This is a genomic window from Actinoplanes sp. NPDC051537 (assembly GCF_055586105.1).
On sequence record NZ_JBVJIU010000009.1, the window covers coordinates 181595 to 199218 of the forward strand.

16 protein-coding genes are annotated in these 17624 nt (G+C 70.4%); 10 read left to right on the forward strand and 6 right to left on the reverse strand.

Going from position 1 to position 17624, the window contains the following annotated elements:
* Window positions 1–3: 3 nt before the first annotated feature.
* Together ACZ6TB_RS23285 and ACZ6TB_RS23290 are read right to left on the reverse strand one after the other, a co-directional pair.
* A complete protein-coding gene (locus ACZ6TB_RS23285; protein WP_465556841.1) occupies window positions 4–825 on the reverse strand; it encodes a carbohydrate ABC transporter permease in 822 nt (273 codons plus the stop codon).
* Window positions 822–1751: a carbohydrate ABC transporter permease gene (locus ACZ6TB_RS23290; protein WP_465556843.1), complete on the reverse strand. Its 930-nt coding sequence runs from the start codon at window positions 1749–1751 to the stop codon at window positions 822–824. Before ACZ6TB_RS23290 ends, ACZ6TB_RS23285 begins: the two co-directional genes overlap by 4 nt.
* A 257-nt stretch (window positions 1752–2008) precedes the next feature.
* Here ACZ6TB_RS23290 and ACZ6TB_RS23295 point away from each other — a divergent pair, with 257 nt between their 5' ends.
* The 5 genes from ACZ6TB_RS23295 to ACZ6TB_RS23315 all read left to right on the forward strand — a co-directional run bounded on the left by ACZ6TB_RS23295 (window position 2009) and on the right by ACZ6TB_RS23315 (window position 8767).
* The gene (locus ACZ6TB_RS23295; RefSeq protein WP_465556845.1) at window positions 2009–3043 is read left to right on the forward strand and encodes a LacI family DNA-binding transcriptional regulator; all 1035 of its coding nucleotides are present in this window, start codon (window positions 2009–2011) and stop codon (window positions 3041–3043) included.
* Window positions 3044–3195: 152 nt separating this feature from the next.
* The gene (locus ACZ6TB_RS23300; RefSeq protein WP_465556847.1) at window positions 3196–5379 is read left to right on the forward strand and encodes an alpha-L-rhamnosidase C-terminal domain-containing protein; all 2184 of its coding nucleotides are present in this window, start codon (window positions 3196–3198) and stop codon (window positions 5377–5379) included.
* Window positions 5380–5403: 24 nt separating this feature from the next.
* A complete protein-coding gene (locus ACZ6TB_RS23305) occupies window positions 5404–6225 on the forward strand; it encodes an aldo/keto reductase (protein WP_465556849.1) in 822 nt (273 codons plus the stop codon).
* Window positions 6207–7817: a carboxylesterase/lipase family protein gene (locus ACZ6TB_RS23310; RefSeq protein ID WP_465556851.1), complete on the forward strand. Its 1611-nt coding sequence runs from the start codon at window positions 6207–6209 to the stop codon at window positions 7815–7817. Before ACZ6TB_RS23305 ends, ACZ6TB_RS23310 begins: the two co-directional genes overlap by 19 nt.
* A gap of 62 nt (window positions 7818–7879) precedes the next feature.
* Entirely contained in the window at window positions 7880–8767 is an 888-nt protein-coding gene (locus ACZ6TB_RS23315; protein WP_465556853.1) for a phosphotransferase family protein, read from the forward strand.
* 2 nt (window positions 8768–8769) lie between these two features.
* On the opposite strand, the gene ACZ6TB_RS23320 is transcribed toward ACZ6TB_RS23315, so the two are convergent.
* Complete coding sequence (locus ACZ6TB_RS23320) at window positions 8770–9573, reverse strand: SDR family NAD(P)-dependent oxidoreductase (protein WP_465556855.1); 804 nt, start codon at window positions 9571–9573, stop codon at window positions 8770–8772.
* Window positions 9574–9602: 29 nt separating this feature from the next.
* A complete protein-coding gene (locus tag ACZ6TB_RS23325; RefSeq protein WP_465556857.1) occupies window positions 9603–10289 on the reverse strand; it encodes a DUF4097 family beta strand repeat-containing protein in 687 nt (228 codons plus the stop codon).
* Between the two features lie 220 nt (window positions 10290–10509).
* On the opposite strand from ACZ6TB_RS23325, the gene ACZ6TB_RS23330 reads away from it, so the two are divergent.
* The 5 genes from ACZ6TB_RS23330 to ACZ6TB_RS23350 all read left to right on the forward strand — a co-directional run bounded on the left by ACZ6TB_RS23330 (window position 10510) and on the right by ACZ6TB_RS23350 (window position 16557).
* Window positions 10510–11343 carry a CPBP family intramembrane glutamic endopeptidase gene (locus ACZ6TB_RS23330; RefSeq protein ID WP_465556859.1) on the forward strand — a complete coding sequence of 278 codons (834 nt, stop codon included), beginning with the start codon at window positions 10510–10512 and terminating at the stop codon, window positions 11341–11343.
* A 9-nt stretch (window positions 11344–11352) separates the two neighbouring features.
* Window positions 11353–12168, forward strand: coding sequence for a phosphotransferase enzyme family protein (locus tag ACZ6TB_RS23335; protein WP_465556861.1), 816 nt, complete (start codon window positions 11353–11355; stop codon window positions 12166–12168).
* A gap of 33 nt (window positions 12169–12201) precedes the next feature.
* The gene (locus ACZ6TB_RS23340; RefSeq protein ID WP_465556863.1) at window positions 12202–12618 is read left to right on the forward strand and encodes a PPOX class F420-dependent oxidoreductase; all 417 of its coding nucleotides are present in this window, start codon (window positions 12202–12204) and stop codon (window positions 12616–12618) included.
* Between the two features lie 111 nt (window positions 12619–12729).
* Window positions 12730–13008 (forward strand): hypothetical protein, encoded by a 279-nt coding sequence (locus ACZ6TB_RS23345; protein WP_465556865.1) that lies wholly within the window; start codon window positions 12730–12732, stop codon window positions 13006–13008.
* A gap of 723 nt (window positions 13009–13731) precedes the next feature.
* Entirely contained in the window at window positions 13732–16557 is a 2826-nt protein-coding gene (locus ACZ6TB_RS23350; RefSeq protein ID WP_465556867.1) for a fibronectin type III domain-containing protein, read from the forward strand.
* 408 nt (window positions 16558–16965) lie between these two features.
* Here the strand turns inward: ACZ6TB_RS23350 and ACZ6TB_RS23355 are convergent, their stop codons facing one another.
* Together ACZ6TB_RS23355 and ACZ6TB_RS23360 are read right to left on the reverse strand one after the other, a co-directional pair.
* On the reverse strand, window positions 16966–17343 hold the full coding sequence (locus tag ACZ6TB_RS23355; RefSeq protein ID WP_465556869.1) for a PIN domain-containing protein: 378 nt from the start codon (window positions 17341–17343) through the stop codon (window positions 16966–16968).
* 11 nt (window positions 17344–17354) lie between these two features.
* Entirely contained in the window at window positions 17355–17621 is a 267-nt protein-coding gene (locus ACZ6TB_RS23360; RefSeq protein WP_067497482.1) for a ribbon-helix-helix domain-containing protein, read from the reverse strand.
* Window positions 17622–17624 lie beyond the last annotated feature (3 nt).

Sequence of the window (17624 nt, forward strand, 5' to 3'; positions counted from 1 at the left end):
GTGTCATCCCTTGAGTCCGCCGGCGAAGCCGTTGATGATGCTGCGTTGCAGGGCGAGGTAGACCGCCAGAACCGGCACGATGCTGATCAGCAGGGCGGCGAAGACGAGGTTCCAGTCGGAGACGTACTGTCCGAAGAAGCCGGCGATGGCGACCGGCATCGTCTGGTTGGTGCTGCCGCTGAGGTAGAGCAGCGGGGTGAAGAAGTCGTTCCACACGCTCACCGCGTTCAGGACCAGCGCGGTCACCGTGATCGGCTTGAGCATCGGGAGGACGACGTAGCGGAAGCTCTCGAGTGAGGTGCAGCCGTCGATGGCGGCGGCGTCCTCGAAGTCGCGGGGCAGCGCCCGCAGGAAGCCGACGTAGAGGAACGTGGTGAACGGGACCTGGAGGCCGGCGTAGAACAGCACCAGCGCCCACACCGAGCCGAGCAGCCCCAGGTCGCGGATCGTCTGGTAGAGCGGCAGCGAGGCGAGCTGGAACGGCAGGATCAGCCCGAGCATGATCAGCAGGAACGTGCCGCGGGACCAGTGTGCGGTCGACCGGGCCAGCGGATAGGCCGCCAGCGACGACACGGCCAGGATGATCAGCACGCTGACCGCGGTGACCACGAGGCTGTTGATCAGGGCGCCGCCGAGGCCGCCCTGCTGCCAGGCCTGGCCGAAGTTCGCCCACGTCGGCGCCGTGGTCGGGTGGATCGGCGACGAGGTGTCCGACGAGGGGCGCAGGGCGAGGTTGACCAGCACGTACACCGGGAAGGCGAAGACGATCGCGACGGCGGCCATCGCCAGTTCGAGCAGGAAGGTGCGCTTGGTGTAGCGGTTCACGACGCCGCCCTCTCGTTGCGGGACAGCACCGTGTACTGGCCGGCCGAGGCGATCGCGACGATGACGGTCAGCACGACGGCCAGGGCGATGCTGTAGCCGAACTCGCCGAGCGTGAACGCGTCCTTGTAGATCAGGGTGGAGATGGTGTCGGTCGCGTGCCCGGGGCCGCCGCCGGTGAGCGCGTAGACCTGGTCGAAGAGCTTGATCCCGCCGATGATCGACAACATCAGGTTGATCGTGATGGCGGGCGCGAGCAGCGGGCGGACCACGTACCAGAACCGGCGGAACGGGCCGGTGCCATCGAGCGCGGCGGCCTCGTAGATCTCCCGCGGGATCGACTGGAGGCCGGCCAGGAAGATCACCATCGAGTATCCGGCGAACTGCCAGACGATGACCAGCACGATCATCCACAGCGCCAGATGCGGGTCGCCGAGCCAGTCCTGCTGCCACGAGCGCAGGCCGGCGGCGCCGAGCAGGCTGTTGACCGCGCCGTCCGGGCCGAGCAGGTTGCGCCACAGGTACGCGGTGACGATCGGGGTGACCACGGCCGGGGCGAACAGCAGCACCCGCAGGACGTTCCGGGTCTTGATCATCGTGTTGACGCCGAGGGCGAGCAGCAGCCCGATCCCGTTCTGGATCACGGTGATGGCGACCGCGAGCAGGATCGTGTGCCAGATCGCCTGCCGCGCGGTCGGGTCGTCGAGCATGTCGGCGAAGTTGCGCAGGCCGACGAAGGAGAACGAGGGGTCGAGGCCGTCCCAGTCGGTGAAGGCGTAGTAGACGCCGCGGGCGCTGGGCACCAGCACCACGAACGCGAACAGCAGTATGGCGGGAACGACGAACCACCAGGGCGGAGCGGTCCGGCGTCGCGAGCGTGTGGCCGGCGCGACCCGGGCCGCGGGTGGGGCTTTCGTATCGATCGTCACGGGGAACCCACTTCGTTGAAGCGTTTCATGTCGTGCGTCCGGGCGGCCCGCGAGAAGCTGCGCGAGGGGCCCGGCACGTCCCAGCCGACCGTGTGGCGTGGGTAACGTTTTCCATCGTGTTTCGCCGACCATAGGGGCGGCAGCCGAGCAACGTCAAGGCTCAAACTGTGTAACGTTTACCAGGAGATGCCGAGAACGCCGCCTGATCAGTACGCTCATGCCAGCCAGCCCGATCGCCCGAGCACGGAGGAGTCCCGGTGCCGAAACCAGCGCCCCGGCGGATCACGATCGTCGACGTCGCGCGGCACGCTCAGGTGTCGACCACCGCGGTCTCCAAGGTGCTGCGCAACGCGTACGGCGCCAGCCCGGCCATGCGGGCCAAGGTGCAACAGGCCATCACCGAGCTCGGCTACCGCCCGTCGGCCGCCGCACGAGGGTTGCGCGGGCAGACGTACACCATCGGGGTGATGTTGCCCGAGCTGCGCAACCTGTTCTTCGCCGACATCCTCGACGGCATCACCGCCCAGCTCGGCGGCAGCGACTACCAGGTGCTGCTCGCGCCCGGCTGCAACGGCGAGAAGGAGGAGGCCCGGGTCATCGAGGCGATGATCGACCGCAGCATGGACGGCCTGGTCCTCATCGCGCCGGTGTCGTCCAAGACCCGCCTCGACGCGGTCGCGCGCACCGTGCCCACCGTCGTCGTCGGCCGCCACGGCTCCTCGGCCACCTACGACACGGTCAACGACGACGACATCGGAGGCGCCGCGCTGATCGTCGACCACCTCGCCGAGCTGGGCCACCGCCGCATCGCCCACATCGAACATCACGAGACCGATCCCGTACGCCTGCTGGAGATGCCCAACGCCCAGCGGGCCAACGGCTACCGGGAGGCGATGCGCGCCCGCGGCCTGGCGGACGAGATCGACATCGCCTCCACCAGCTACACGCACGAGGGCGGCTACCTCGGCGCCCAGCAGCTGCTCGCCCGGCCGGTCCGGCCCACCGCGATCTTCGCCGGCGCCGACGTCGTCGCCCTCGGCGCCCTCGAAGCGGTCGCCGAGGCCGGCCTGTCCGTGCCCGCCGGCATCTCGGTGGTCGGCTACGACAACAGCGCCCTCGCCGCGTTCGGCCCGATCTCGCTGACCAGCGTCGACCAGGACGGCCGGCAGATGGGCGCGAACGCGGCCCGCCTGCTGGTCGACCGGATCACCGACCGCGACCGCCGGACCGTCCAGGTCAAGCTCTCCCCCACGCTCGTCGTCCGGCGTACGTCCGCGGCTCCTTTTGAATAACGTTATTCACGGCTGACTACCGGCAATCCTCCTACACCCCTTGACCCCCATCTCCGTCGATGCCTATCGTCGGGGAAACATGTGGGAAACGTTTCTCACGCTTTCGAGCCTATCGATGAAACGTTACAAGCGCTTTCCGAGAGAGGAACGGCATGCACCGTCTCGCCTCGTTCTCCCCGCTCGCCGCCGGGCTGGTGCTGGCCACCGGCCTCGCCACCACGCCGGCGGCCGCCTCGGCGTCGACCCGCCCCTGGCAGTCCTACGTCCTCGGCCCCGCGACGGCCCAGGTCACGCCCGTCGGCGCCGAGGGGCGCGGCCAGGTGTCGCATCCCGGCGCGCTGGTCCGTGGCCACGGCCGGCCGGCCACCCTCACCACCGTGGCCGGCCAGACGCCCGCCTCGGTCGTCCTCGACTTCGGCAAGGACATCGCCGGCACGCCCTACCTGGACGTCGCGAGCGTCGGCGGACCCGTGACGCTGTCGCTGGTGACCGGCGAGGCCCGGCAGTTCCTGCGCCGGCCGGCGGCCACCACCACGACCGTGGACGCCCCGGCCGGCGCCACCCGGGTGACGGTCGCCGCCACCGCCGGCCTCGAGGTCGGCAACGCCATCACCTTCGGCGGCGCCCAGACCCGTACGGTCATCGGCTTCGACCCCACCGCACGCACCGCCGACCTGGACCGTCCGCTCGACCAGGCGGTCGCCGCCGGCGCCGCCGTCGCCACGTCCCCCGGCGCCCCCGCGTCCGACGAGTCCCGCGGCCTCGCCGGCGTCGGCGGCCCCGACACGCTTCCGGTCACCGCGCCCGGCCGGATCGCCGGCGGCTTCCACGGCGGCTTCCGGTTCATCCTGCTCACCCTGACCACGCCCGGCACCGTCGCGCTCGCCGGGCTCGGCGTCGACTTCCAGGCCTACCGGGCCACCGCGCGTGACTACCGCGGCTGGTTCCTGTCCAGCGACGACCAGCTCAACCGGATGTGGTACGCCGGCGCCTACACGCTGCAGCTCGACATGAAACTGCCCGGCCTCAACGGGCTGCCCGACGCGCGCATCTACGACGGCGCCAAGCGCGACCGCAGCATCTGGACCGGCGACCTGCTCGTGCAGGGACCGACGATCCTCAGCACGCTCGGCGACGTCGGCGCCGCCTATCTGCGGTCCTCGCTCGACGCGCTGTTCGCCACCCAGCGGGCCGACGGGGCGCTGCCCGGCTCCCCCGACTTCGCCAAGCGCACCTCGCCCGCCGGGTCGCCGCTGTTCTACTCCGACAACTACTCCGGCTACGGCGCCCGGGCCGCGATCGACTACTTCCGCTACACCGGCGATCGCGACTACATCCTGACGCTGCTGCCGAGCCTGCGACGCGAGCTGGCGTACAACAACACGTTCCTGACCGCCGGCCACCTGGTGGCCTCCAACGACCGGGACTTCTGGCAGGCCACCCAGACCGGTCAGGTCACCAAGTACTCGATCGACCACTACATCCTGCTGCGCGAGATGGCCTGGCTCGAACGCGCCGTCGGCTCGGCCGACGCGGCCACCGGCTACGACGCCACCGCCGACGCCATCAGGACCGCGGTGAACGCCACGCTGTGGAACCCCACCTTGGGCGCGTACGGGCAGAGCACCGACCACCCCGACGTGCTGGTCGAAGACGCGAACGCCCTCGCGCTGCAGTACGGCTTCGTCCCCGCCGACCGGCGTGCGAGCGTGCTGGCCGCGCTGAAGACACTCTGGACGCCGTACGGCGCGATCCTGGGTCCCGGTCTGCAGGACCCGACCGGGCACACGATCGAGCCCTTCGGCAACGGCATGGAGACCGCCGGCCGGTTCGCGGTCGACGACGTCGACGGCGCGCTGGCCCTGATGCGGCGCACCTGGGGGCCGATGGTCGACCCGGGCAACCCGCTCTACACCGGCGGTCTGTGGGAGTTCAAGAACAACGACGGCGGCGTCAACCGTACGACCGCCAGCCTGGCCCATGGATGGGCCGCCTCCCCCACCGTCCAGCTCACCCAGCAGGTCCTCGGCGTCAGCCCGGCCGGCGCCGGCTACGCCACCTGGACCGTCCAGCCCCGGCCCGGAAAGCTGGCCTGGGCCCGGGGCGTCGTGCCCACCAGGTACGGCGACATCACCGCCGGCTGGTCGTCGACCGGCCACCGCTTCGACCTGCGCGTGACCGCGCCCCGCTCGACCAGCGGCACCATCGCGGTCCCGGCGAGCAGGCACAGCACGATCCTGGTCGACGGCCGGATCGTCCACGCGCCGGCCGCCGGCGGTTACGCCCGGCTGAACGTGTGCGGCGGCACCTACGAGATCACCGTCCTGCGTCCCTGACCCTCCGCTGGGAAGGAGCTCCTCGTGGCGATCGTCCTCGGCTGCGCCGCCTTCTCGTTGAACGACATCCCGGACGGCACGGCCGCCGCGGTGATCGAGGCGGCGTGGTCGAGCGGCATCGACGAGTTCGACACGGCGCGGGCCTACACGCCGGATTCCGTGGAATCGCACAACGAGGAGCTGCTCGGCCGCGTCCTCGGGACCCGCGGCCGAGTGATCAGCAAGGGCGGCCACTTCCGGAGCGGCCCGGGCACGTGGGGCGTGGACGGCCGGCCGGAGGCGCTGCGCGCCGACTGCGACCGGAGCCTGCGGGCGCTCGGCCGCGAGACCATCGATCTGTACCTGCTGCACTGGCCCGACCCCGCCGTCGACATTGCCGAGAGCGTCGGCGCCCTCGACGAGCTGCGCCGCGCGGGCAAGATCGCCGCCATCGGCATCTCGAACGTCACCGTCGATCACCTGCGGCGCATCCGCCCGCACTACGCGATCGACGCCGTCGAGAACCGTCTGTCGCTGTATTCGCCGGGCGGCATCGACGTGCTTCACGAATGCCAGCGGACCGGCGTCCGCTTCCTCGCGTACTCGCCTCTCGGCGGCTCCGGGACGCATTCGTCCGCGGCCGTGGAACGCATCGCCCGGTCCCGTGGTGTCTCGGCCGCGCGGGTGGCGCTCGCCTGGTTGCTCTCGGCCGGGATCGGCGCCGATCCGGTGGTCGGCGCCACCCGCGTGGAGACGGCCCGCGACTCGGCCGCCGCCGGCGCCCTGAAGCTGCGACCCGAGGAAGTGGCCTCCGTTGTTCCCGGCCCGACTCCCCAGGAGGAGATCCCATGGCCAAGTCAGGCATGAGCCGCCGCGCTCTGATCGGCGGGTCGCTCTCCGCGGCCGCCGCGCTGAGCCTGCCGTCGCCGGCCCGAGCGAACGGCACCGCCGTCCGGACCGACGAGGCGAGAACCCGGTACGGCCGGGTACGCGGCCGGCGCGTGGACGGCATCCTCAAGTTCCTCGGCGTCCCCTACGCCACACCGCCCCTCGGCCGGCTCCGATTCACCGCGCCGGCGCCCCCGAAGAGCTGGTCCGGCGTACGCGACGCGGTGGATTTCCCCCACCCGGCGTTCCAGGCGCCCGGCGCCGAGATGGGGCCCGGCAACCGCATGCCGGCGCCGTCCGAGGACTGCCTCTACCTCAACGTCTGGACCCCCGCCGCCGACCACCGGCGGCGCCCGGTGATGTTCTACAACCACGGCGGCGGCTACATGATCGGCTCGGGCTCGGCCACCGGTCAGGACGGCACCCATCTGGCCCGGCTCCACGACGTGGTCGTGGTCGAGTCGAACCACCGGCTCGGCCTGCTCGGCTACCTCTTCCTCGGCGACCTCGCCCGCGGCGACCACCCCGCCAACCCGGGCATGCTGGACATCCTCGCCGCGCTGCGCTGGACGCGGGAGAACATCGAGAACTTCGGCGGCGATCCCGGCAACATCATGGTCTGGGGCGAGAGCGGCGGCGGCGCCAAGACCGCGGCCGTCTACACCATGCCGGCCGCCGCGCCCCTGTTCCACAAGGCCTCGATCGAAAGCGCCGCGCCGCTGCGGTTCGCCACCCGCGACGGCGCCACCGCCCGCGCCGAGCGGACCCTCTCCCTGCTGGGTCTGACCAAGGCCGAGATTCCGCGCCTGTACGAGATTCCGGCCGCGCGGCTGCTCGAGATCCAGCAGTCCGAGGCCGCCAACGGGGAGGCGCCGTGGGGCGATCCCGGCCCGCTGCCCGGCTTCGGGGCGTTCGTGGACGGCCACGTGATCCCGCGGCACCCGTTCGCCGGCGGCCCCGCGCCGTTCTCGGCCGGCAAGCCGCTGATGGTCGGCACCTGCCGCGACGAGACGGTGTTCTTCAGCCTCTTCGGGCCGCCGGACATCTTCACCATCGACGAGGCCGGCCTGCGCGCGGCGCTCGCCAGCACATACCAGGGCGCCGAGCTCGACCGCATCATCCGGACCTTCCACCGGTCACGGCCCACGGCCACCCCGGCCCAGCTCTACTTCGCCATCACCACGTCGCCGATCTGGCGCGACGCCATCAAGATCGCCGAGGCCAAGGCGGCCCAGCACGCCGCGCCCGTGTTCATGTACCAGCTCGCCTACCCGGACCCGACCGTGGTGCCCGGCACCAACTTCCCGCTCGGCTCGCCGCACGCCTCGGACATCCCGATGAAGTTCGCCAACGTCGGCGCCGGCCAGTTGCCGGGCAAACGGGCGACCGCACGACACATGAGCGAGCTGTGGGCCGGATTCGCCCGCTACGGCCGGCCCACCGCCGCGCACGTGCCGCGATGGCCTGCCTACACGCTCGGAACGCGGGCCACGATGTGGATCGACGCCACCTGCCGGATCGTCGACGACCCGGACCGCTCCGAGCGGCTGTTCTGGAAGAGCCACACCTGATCGGCCGGTTTGCGCTGAGCACCTGCCCTCGCGCGTGCGGCCCTTCCGGCTACCGTGGTCGGATGGATCATCCCGATCAGGTGGCCGGCTGGGTCGCCCGGGCCGTGCTCGGCGAAGCGGGCGCGCCGGAGCGGCTGGCGGCCGGGGCCTGGTCCACGGCGTACGCGCTGACCGTCGGTGGGCGGGCCATGGTGCTGCGGGTCAGCCGGCACGGCGGGGACTTCGCTAAGGACGAGGCGGTCGGCGCGGCCGTGCGGGGCGTGCTGCCGGTGCCGGCGGTCACCGTCCGCGGCGAGGCCGGCGGGTGGGCGTACGCCCTCTCGGAGCGGTTGACCGGCACGGCGCTCGACCATCTCGACGCGGGCGCCCTCGAAGCCGTCCTGCCCGACCTGTTCGACGTCATGGATGCCATCGGCCGGATCGAGATCGGCGGCCGTGGCTACGGCGTCTGGGATCAGACCCGGACGGCTCCCTTCCGCTCCTGGCCGGAATACCTGCTCGCGGCCGAACACGAGACGCCGCGAGTGCCGGGCTGGAAGGCCGCCCTGGCCGCGTCCGACGTCGGCCTGGAGCCGTTCGAACGGGGCCTGGCCACGCTGCGCCGGCTCGCGCCGGGCCTGCCGGACGAGCGCCGCATGATCCACGACGACCTGCTCGAGCGGAACGTGCTGGTCCAGGGTGACCGGATCTCGGGCGTCCTGGACTGGGGCAGCGCCAGCTTCGGGGATCCGCTCTACGACGCCGCCTGGCTGCTGTACTGCTGGGGATGGCACCCGCAGTGGTTCGCGGTCGACATCGAGGCGGCGATCGGGCGGCGCTGGAACCCGGATCCGGCGGCGCTGCGCGCGTACCGGATCCACATCGGTCTTGGTTCGATCGGCTATTGCGCCACCCGGGACCGCTGGGACGACGTCGTCCTGAACGCCGAATGGCTGCTCGCGCTCGCCTGACGTCAGACGTCTTTTGGCGGCCCCTCCCCGTTCAGCCAGCCCGCCGGGACGAAGCTGAGCATGATGCGGGAGGCCAGTGGTTTGGGCAGAAGTCGCATGGCTCGGGTCAGCGTGGCCGTCGGCCACGGGAAGGCGATGTCGTTGCGGCCGGACTCGAGGGCGCGGATCACGCGGGCGGCGCACTGCTCGGTGGTGATCTCGAACGGGGCCGGGATGCCGTCGTCGCGCGTCCGGTCGGTGGCCACGAAACCGGGGTAGATGGCGAGGAACCGGATGCCGCTGCCGCGCAGTTCGGTGCGGTAGGTGTCGAGCAGGATGCGGGCGGCGGCCTTGGCGGCCGAATACGGGCCCTGCATGGGTACGCCGATCAGGCCGGCCAGCGAGTTGGTGTGGGCAATGAGCCCTCCCCGCCCCCGCATCCGAGCGGTCAGCGGCGCCAGGTAGTTCACCGTCACGTCGTAGTTCATGCGCATGACGGCGGTGATCTGCTCGGCGGTGGCGGTCGCGAGATGGCAGTCCGGGCCGGCGCCGATGTTCAGCAGAGCGACGTCGATCGGGCCGGTGTCGGCCTCGGCGGCGGCCAGCGAGGCCTCGACCGCGGCCGCGTCGGTGGCGTCGACCGGCGTGACACAACAGCGGACGCCCAGGGATCGAATCTGTTCGGCGAGGGTGTCCAGGAGGTCCGCGCGGCGGGCGGTGACGACCACGGCCGCCGCGCCGCGCCGGGCCGCCTGGAGGGCCACCTCGCGGCCGATGCCGGTCGACGCCCCGGCGATGAGGACGGTCTTGCCCCGCAGCTGCGCCATGTGCGCAGGCTAGACGCCACGACGGCGCGCTACGACAGCGGCTCGACCGACACCGTCCCGACCTCCGAGCGCACCTCGATGCGGTGCGCCGAGGCGGGGTCCTTGGTCACGCTCACACTGCCGCCGCCGACTCCGGTGTGAACGTCGACCGCGTACGCCTCGGAGCGCGGCACCCGCAGTTCGACGGCGCCCACGTTGCTGGTGGTGCGGATCAGCGCCGGCGCCTCGACGAACTCGAGCGAGGTGGCGCCCGCCTCGGTCTTCACGGTCACCTCGTCGCTGGTGAGAGCCCGGCCCTCGACCGCGCCGGCCTCGGTGCTGACGTGCATCGCCCCGGCCAGGCCGTCGACGTCGACCGCGCCGGCGTGCGCGGTGATCTCCACCGACATCGCCGCCGGCACCCGGATGCGGTAGCGGACCTCGCACCGGGCGTCGTCGTCGTCGCAACCAGACTCGGTCAGCCGCAACGTGGCGCCCTCGACCTGATGGGCGGTGGCCGGCTTGCCCTTGGAGTAGCGGTACTCCTCGGTGACGGTCACCGGGCCGTTCCCGGTCTTGATCTCGACGCCGGCCGCGCGCGCCCCGATGACCAGAGCGGTGACCGGTTCGTCGATCTGATAGTCGACCTTCTCGGAGGTGGTGGAGCCGCCCGTGCAGGCGGCGACGGGCAGCAGGAGGCCGAAGGCGGTCAGCGCGACGACGGTGCGTTTCGACATGGGATTCACCTGTCCGAAAGAGAATTGATGGGGTACGCATCCCACGCTCGCCGCCGGCGACGGTGACCGTAAGGCGGTTTTCTGGCATGTGGGGCGGCGGTGCGCCGTACACCAGAAAACCGGCCGTCCCGTCCGCCAGCGCACCGGCTTCCGGCGTGCCGTCCGCGCTGAAACCGTGAGGGGAGTCGGATCAATCCCCCGCCGCGCGAGGAGCGTCACCATGAAGACTCGGGTCATCCAGGACATGCCGGAACACCGTGGCCCGCGCCCGAGCACGCGGACGGGCATCGCCGACTGGATCGCGCGACACCGGCTGACCAGCTTCTTCGTCCTCGCGTACGTGCTCGCCTGGTGGTCCTGGCCGTTGTATCGGATGGACGTGTGGCCGCGGCAGGCCTTCAACGCGGTCGGGGCGCTGCTGGCGGCGCTGATCGTCATCGCCGTCGCGGACGGCCGGGCGGGCTTCCGCGACCTCGGCCGGCGGATGATCCGGTGGCGGGTGCCGTGGTACTTCTACGCTTTCGCGCTGCTGCTCCCGGTGGCGCTGCGCTTCGGGGTGTCGGCGCTCAACAGCGCGCCCGATCCATCGTGGACGGGCCTGGGGTGGGGCAGTTTCGCGCTGGCGTTCCTCGTGCGCCTGGTCAACCCCCTCGACGGCCCGATGGCCGAGGAGCCGGCGTGGCGCGGGTTCGCGGTGCCCCGGCTGCAGCGTGACCTGTCCCCGCTCGCCTCCGCCGCCGTCCTCGGCGTCCTGGTCGCCCTCTGGCACCTGCCGCTGCTCGGCGACATCGGCCCGGCCGGCCTGATCACCACGTTCGTCATCACCTTCGTGTACGTCTGGCTGTTCAACCGGACCGGCGGCAGCGTCCTGCTGGTTCTGCTGTTCCACAACGCCCAGGGCTTCCTGACGATGACCGACCTCGGCTACCGCGGCGCCGACCTGTCCCGCCAGGAGTGGTACGAGGGGGCGGCCTGGGCGGTCGTCGCGCTGGTCCTGATCGTCGCCGACCGGGCCGCCTGGAAGCCTTTCCTCACCCGTTCTTCGTCCAGGTAGATTGCTTTGATGCAGGCGGACGAGGCCCAGCGGGCGACACAGGCAGCCATGTCGATCGCCTCGTCGCTGGGCCTGACCGCCCACGACGCCGTCGTCCTGCACAACTCGAACAAGCTCACCCTGCGTCTGCGGCCCGGCGACGTGCTGGCCCGGGTGGCGCCGGCGGCGCATCAGGGCGTCCCGTTTGAAGTGGATATCGCCCGGCGCCTGGCCGAGGCCGGAAGCCCGGTGGCCGCGCTGATCGCCCCCGAGGTCTTCGTCCGGGACGACTTCCAGGTCACCCTGTGGACGTACTACGAACCGGTGACTACGCCGACGATCCCACCCGCGGAGTACGCCGGAGCGCTCGCGCGCCTGCACGCCGGGATGCGCCGGATCGACCTGCCCACCCCGCACTTCACGGACCGGGTGTCCGAGGCCCAGGCGCTCGTGGCCGATCCCGCCCGGACGCCGAAGCTGACCGACGCGGACCGGGCCTTTCTCGCCGGCACGCTGGACCGCCTGCGCCGGGCGGTCAGCGCCGGCGGCCGGCCCGAGCAACTCCTGCACGGCGAACCGCACCCGGGCAACCTGCTCGCCACCGCGACCGGCCCGCTCTTCATCGACTTCGAGACGTGCTGCCGGGGACCGATCGAGTTCGACCTGGCCCACGCGCCCGACGAGGTCGCCGGCCACTACCCGGGCGTCGATGAGCACCTGCTCCGCGACTGCCGGACCCTCATGCTGGCGATGATCACCACGTGGCGCTGGGATCGCGACGACCAGTTCCCCGACGGCCACCGGCTCGGCATCGAGTGGCTGAGCCAGCTCCGCGCGGCCCCTTGACTTCGACTCAGGTTCAACTTGCAGCCTGTCGAAATGACCTTCACCGAGTCGGAGATCGCCTACCTCGACGAGCAGTCGCTGGGACGCCTGGCCACCCTGCGCCCCGACGGCACCCTGCAGAACAGCCCGGTCGGGTTCCGCTACAACCATGTCCTCGGCACGATCGACATCGGCGGCCACAACCTGCCGTCGAGCCGCAAATACGGCAACGTCGCCGCGAACGGGCAGGTCGCGTTCGTCGTCGACGACCTGCCCTCGATCAGCCCGTGGAAGGTGCGCTGCCTGGAGATCCGCGGCACCGCCGAGGCGATCGAGAAGCCGTCCGACTCGGCCTACGGCAGCGGCGACCCCATCATCCGGGTCCGGGCCCGGCGGATCATCAGCTACGGCACCGAGGAGAAGGGCGCTCTTCCGGGGCAGGTGCGACCCTATAATCGCAACGTTTCCTGAGTTCCCGGCTTCGCCGTTCGGCACCGGCTCGTGCCCGAGAACCTCCGTTCAGCGCCAGGTCACCTGTGGGTGGGCCGCACCGCCGCGGGCGTCCCAGCTACGGTTGAGCACATGACCACGTACTCCGGTCCGGCGAGGCTGACCCTCGCCGGCGGCACCCAGGTGTCCGGCATGGCTTCGCTCAGCACCAATCAGCGCGGAGGTATCGAGGGCTGGGGCGGCACGTTCCGTCCGGACCAGAACAGCGTGGACGTCCGCAACGCGGGTGAGGGGCTTTCGTTGGAACTGCCGTACGACCAGATCGGGTCGGTCTCCGTCACCGGCGTCCGAAAGCTGCTCGCGACGCAGATCCTGATGACCCTCACCGGCAGCGGCCCCGTACCGTTCTGACTCGGATGTCGGCTCAGCACGCTGGCGCCCGGCTCGAGGTGAACGCCTGACTGCGGTGCGCCGCCGTACGCGGCCTGCTGGGCGGCGTAGTGCTGGGCCGCCGCCTGCTGGGCGGCCACCGGGCGAATCTGCCGACATCAGGTCGGGTCGCGCTCGTCGCGGAAAGGTCGGCTTCGCCGCGATTGAGGCGTTGATCTCTTTTCGCCGCCGAAATGGAATTTCGGCCGGTTGACCTGACCCTGACTGCGGTTCGCCGTCGACTCCGCATTGACGGGACCGCAGCACCTGATGCGTCCCATTCCGGGGCATTCCCGAAGCGAGACCTTCAGCAGGCGATAGCCGGTCACGGAGAAGCGGGGCGTTGGCCGCCGGCGGAACCGCCTGACTCGGCGCCGTGCCACGGTCCGAGGCCCGGCCGATCAGTGTCGTCACCGGCCGCCTTGCCCGATTGACTCCGGTCCCCTTGTGACTCTTGCCACTGGGCGGCCAGCGCCCTAATAATGCTGAGGTCCTTCGTAATTTTGTCAACACCTCATCGTATTGCGAGCGACACAGTCATGAGGAGTCCACCGCGATGACCGCACCGCTCCCGGGTGCCGCCGCCCCGCGCACCGTGGACGGCTCGCCGACCGTCGGCCGGGCCTGGATCACCTGAACGCAGAGCCGGCCGGCCGATCCACCCCGTACCCCCGTCTGCCCCTCATCCCCAAGGAGCTGGCTTCCATGCGCATTCGTCCATCCCGGCGTGGCCTGGCGGCATTGCTTGCGGTAAGCGCCGCTGCCCTCGGCACCGCCGTCGCGGTCCTGCCCGCGAACCCGGCCGCCGCGTTCACCGTGGTCCCCCACGGCGTGCCGGCCCGTCCCGCGGCGCCGGCAACCCCCGACCCGTCCCTGCAGGTCCACGCCCTCACCTCGGCGCCCGGCGCGCTGGACAACCCGTTGAAAGGCTTCGCCGACTACTACGCACCCGGCGGCGAGGAGAACAACGGCTTCCCCCATTCGTTGACGTGGAGCTACTTCGGCCTGTCCGAGGTCATGACCGACTCGGCCAACTGCAACACCTACAACTGGAGCGTTCTCGACGCCGCGCTCAACGAGATCGCGACGTACGGCAACCAGGCGGCGATTCGCTTCTACATGGAGTACCCCGGCGGCACCGGCTCGCACCCGGCCAACGCCATACCGCACTGCTTCGACGGGCATGTCACCTACCGCACGAACGCGAGCTGGGGCACGACCAGCCCCGACTACGACAGCGCGTACCTGCTCAATGCCGTAAGCAACTTCATCGCCGCGTACGGCGCCCGCTATGACGGTGACCCCCGCATCGGGTTCATCAACCTGGGCATCGTGGGGCTGTGGGGCGAATGGCACACCTGGCCGTACGACACCGACACCGGCGACGGCCTCCCGAACTACATGCCGACCGACGCGCACGCGGCACAGATCATCCAGGCGTACGACAACGCGTTTCAGAAGACGAAGCTCGAGGTGCGCTACCCCACGTCCGGCGGCGGTGCGGCGAACAACCTCGACATCGGCTACCACGACGACTCGTTCTGCTACCGGGAGGGCAGTCCGCCGGCCGGGGTCACACTCCCGCAGTCCCTCGGCGGCGCGTCATACGCCCAGCTGCAGCTCGACCTCAATGAGGGCACCGAGAACAAGTGGATCACCGACTCGATGGGCGGTGAGGTCCGACCGGAGATCCAGACGTCGGCGTTCTCGTCCTGGCCGAACGGATCCGGGTCGGTCGACAACATCAAGGCCTGCATCGAGCTCGAGCACACCACCTGGAAGATCAACCAGGGCAGCCTGGCCTACTCGCCGACCGATCCCCATGTCGCCGACGCGGTGCGGCTGATGGGTTACAACCTCAGTGTCAAGAATTCCTACTTCAAAGACACCGCAAGTGGTACGGCCAATGTCGGTGTTCAGATGACCAACGATGGAGTGGCGCCGTTCTACTACCCCTGGGCGGTCACTCTCGGGCTGAAGAACGGCAGCGGCACCGTGGTCAAGACGTGGGACACCTCGTGGGATCTGCGTACCGTCATGCCGTTGAAGATCCGCGCGTTCCCGGACTGGGGTGTGGGGTCCGATCCGACCTACCTCGACTACGGCTACCCGCAGTACTTCCAGTCGGCCGTCGACCTGTCGGCGGTGGCCGGTGGCAGCTACCAGCTGGTCATGCGGGTCAGGAACCCGCTGGAGGCGACCAGCGCCGGCGCCAAGAAGCTGCGGTTCGCCAACGCGACCCAGAACGCGGACGGCTGGCTGGGCCTCGGCTCGATGACCGTCGGTACGGGCGGTGGGGGCGGCGGCGACACGACCGCGCCGAGCACACCGACCGGCCTGACGTCGCCGAGCCACACGTCGAGCACGGTGGCGCTGTCGTGGACCGCGTCGACGGACAACGTGGGCGTGACCGGCTACCAGGTGCTGCGCAACGGCACGGTGGTGGGCACGTCGGCCGGAACCAGCTACACCGATTCCGGTCTGACGGCATCCACGACCTACACGTACGCGGTGAAGGCGTTCGACGCGGCCGGGAACGTCTCGGCGGCATCGCCGTCGACAGCAGTCTCCACCGGCAGCGGCTCCGCCGACACGTCGGCACCGGCGACGCCGAACGGTCTCGCGTCGCCCAGCCACACGGCGAGCTCGATCGCGTTGACGTGGAACGCGGCCACCGACAACGTCGGCGTGACCGGCTACCAGGTGCTGCGCAACGGCACGGTGGTGGGCACGTCGGCCGGAACCAGCTACACCGACACCGGACTGGTGGCGTCGACGTCGTACACCTACCAGGTGGCGGCGTACGACGCGGCCGGCAACGTATCCGCGCCGTCGTCGTCCATCACCCTGTCCACCAGCGGCGCCGGCACCGATACGGCGGCACCCAGCGCGCCGTCCGGGCTGGTGTCGGGGAGCCACACGGCGACCACGGTGGCGCTGTCGTGGACGGCATCCACGGACAACGTGGGAGTCACCGGGTACCGGATTCTGCGCGGTGGCACCCAGGTCGGCACGTCGACCGCGACGAGCTACACCGACACCGGGTTGACCGCGTCGACGGCGTACACCTACACGGTGAAGGCGTACGACGCGGCCGGCAACGTATCCGCAGCCTCACCATCAATCACCGTCACCACCAGCGCGGCCACGACGCCCACCAGCTACGAGGCCGAGGCGGCCGGCAACACCCTGGCCGGCACCGCCGTGGTCGTGTCCTGCACCGGCTGCTCGGGCAGTGCCAAGGTCGGCTATGTCGGCAACGGCGGCAAGCTGACCGTCAACGGAGTCAGCGGCGCCGGCGGCGGGACGAAGACACTCACCGTCTACTACGCCAGCGCCGTAGCCCGCAATGCCACCGTCCAGATCAACGGCGGCGTGGCGACCTCCGTGGCGTTCCCGGCCACAGGTGGTTGGAACACCGTCGCGGCGGTCCAGATCACCGTCACCGCGGCGCCCGGAACGGCGAACACGATCACGTTCGCCAACCCCTCGGACTGGGCGCCCGACATCGATCGCGTCACCATCAGTTGATCGTTTGCCCGGGGAGGGACTTCGCAGTCCACCCCGGGCATCTCCATTTCGGATGTCGGCTCGTATGGGCGACAACCTGGGTGGCGGACGCGGACGACCACGTCGCGCCTCGACTCAGCCTGCCGGAACTGCCTGTCGTCGAGTTCGCCGACGACGACGGCCCGTGCCTGGCGTGCACTGAAAGACGGCGTTTGTTACCCGATGGACAGCCGGGGGCTCGGGTACCGCACATCGGGATTCACGTTTGCCCAGTTCAGGTGTTGTCGGTGGGCCGGACGTTGCACTATGCGAACCACCGCATCGTCGTTTCCGGCAGTCCGCTGGCCGTACATTTGACCAGCTGGCGCGCCGGTCGCAGCGGCGACAAGGGCTAACCGGCCAGCCGGCGAATGCCCCGGCGCGGACAGATCACACCCGGCGTACGACCAACCCCGGCTTGACCTCCGCCGCAGCCCCCAGGTGGATGATGTCGCCCGGATCGCTGGTGAACACGATCGCGCCGTAGGCCAGCGCCACCGTGACAACCACGGCGTCGACGACATCACGAGTGCCGGCCTTACCGCACAGAACCCCGGCCGCCTTCGCCGTCTCCGTACCGATCGGGAGGATCTCACAGCTGTGCAGGAATCTGCCCAAATGCACCTGGCGGCGGGCATCACGCCAGGCCTGTGCCACGACGACGGCGGGGACGAGCAGACGGCGCCCCTCTTCGATCGCCAGGTGATGAATCACCCACATACGCCGGTCGTTGCCGTCGACGCCCAGCAGTACACCGGCGTCGTACACGTACGGGATACTCACGCTGCCGCGGGCCCGGATACGTCAAAAGCTTCTGCGTCCGCCGCAGCCATCTCGGCCCGTGCTGCCGCGAGTTCCTCAAGCGTGAACGCCCCGTGCTCGGCTTGCCAGTCGGACACAACTTTTCGTCCTACTCGCCGCCGCAGCTCACTCTCCGCCGCGCTCGCCACCAGCCGCGACAGTGGTACCCCATCCTCACGCGCAGCCGAACCGAGAGCCTCGACTAGCTCCTCCGGAAGCGTCACCGTTACCTTCTTCACCGCCATAGA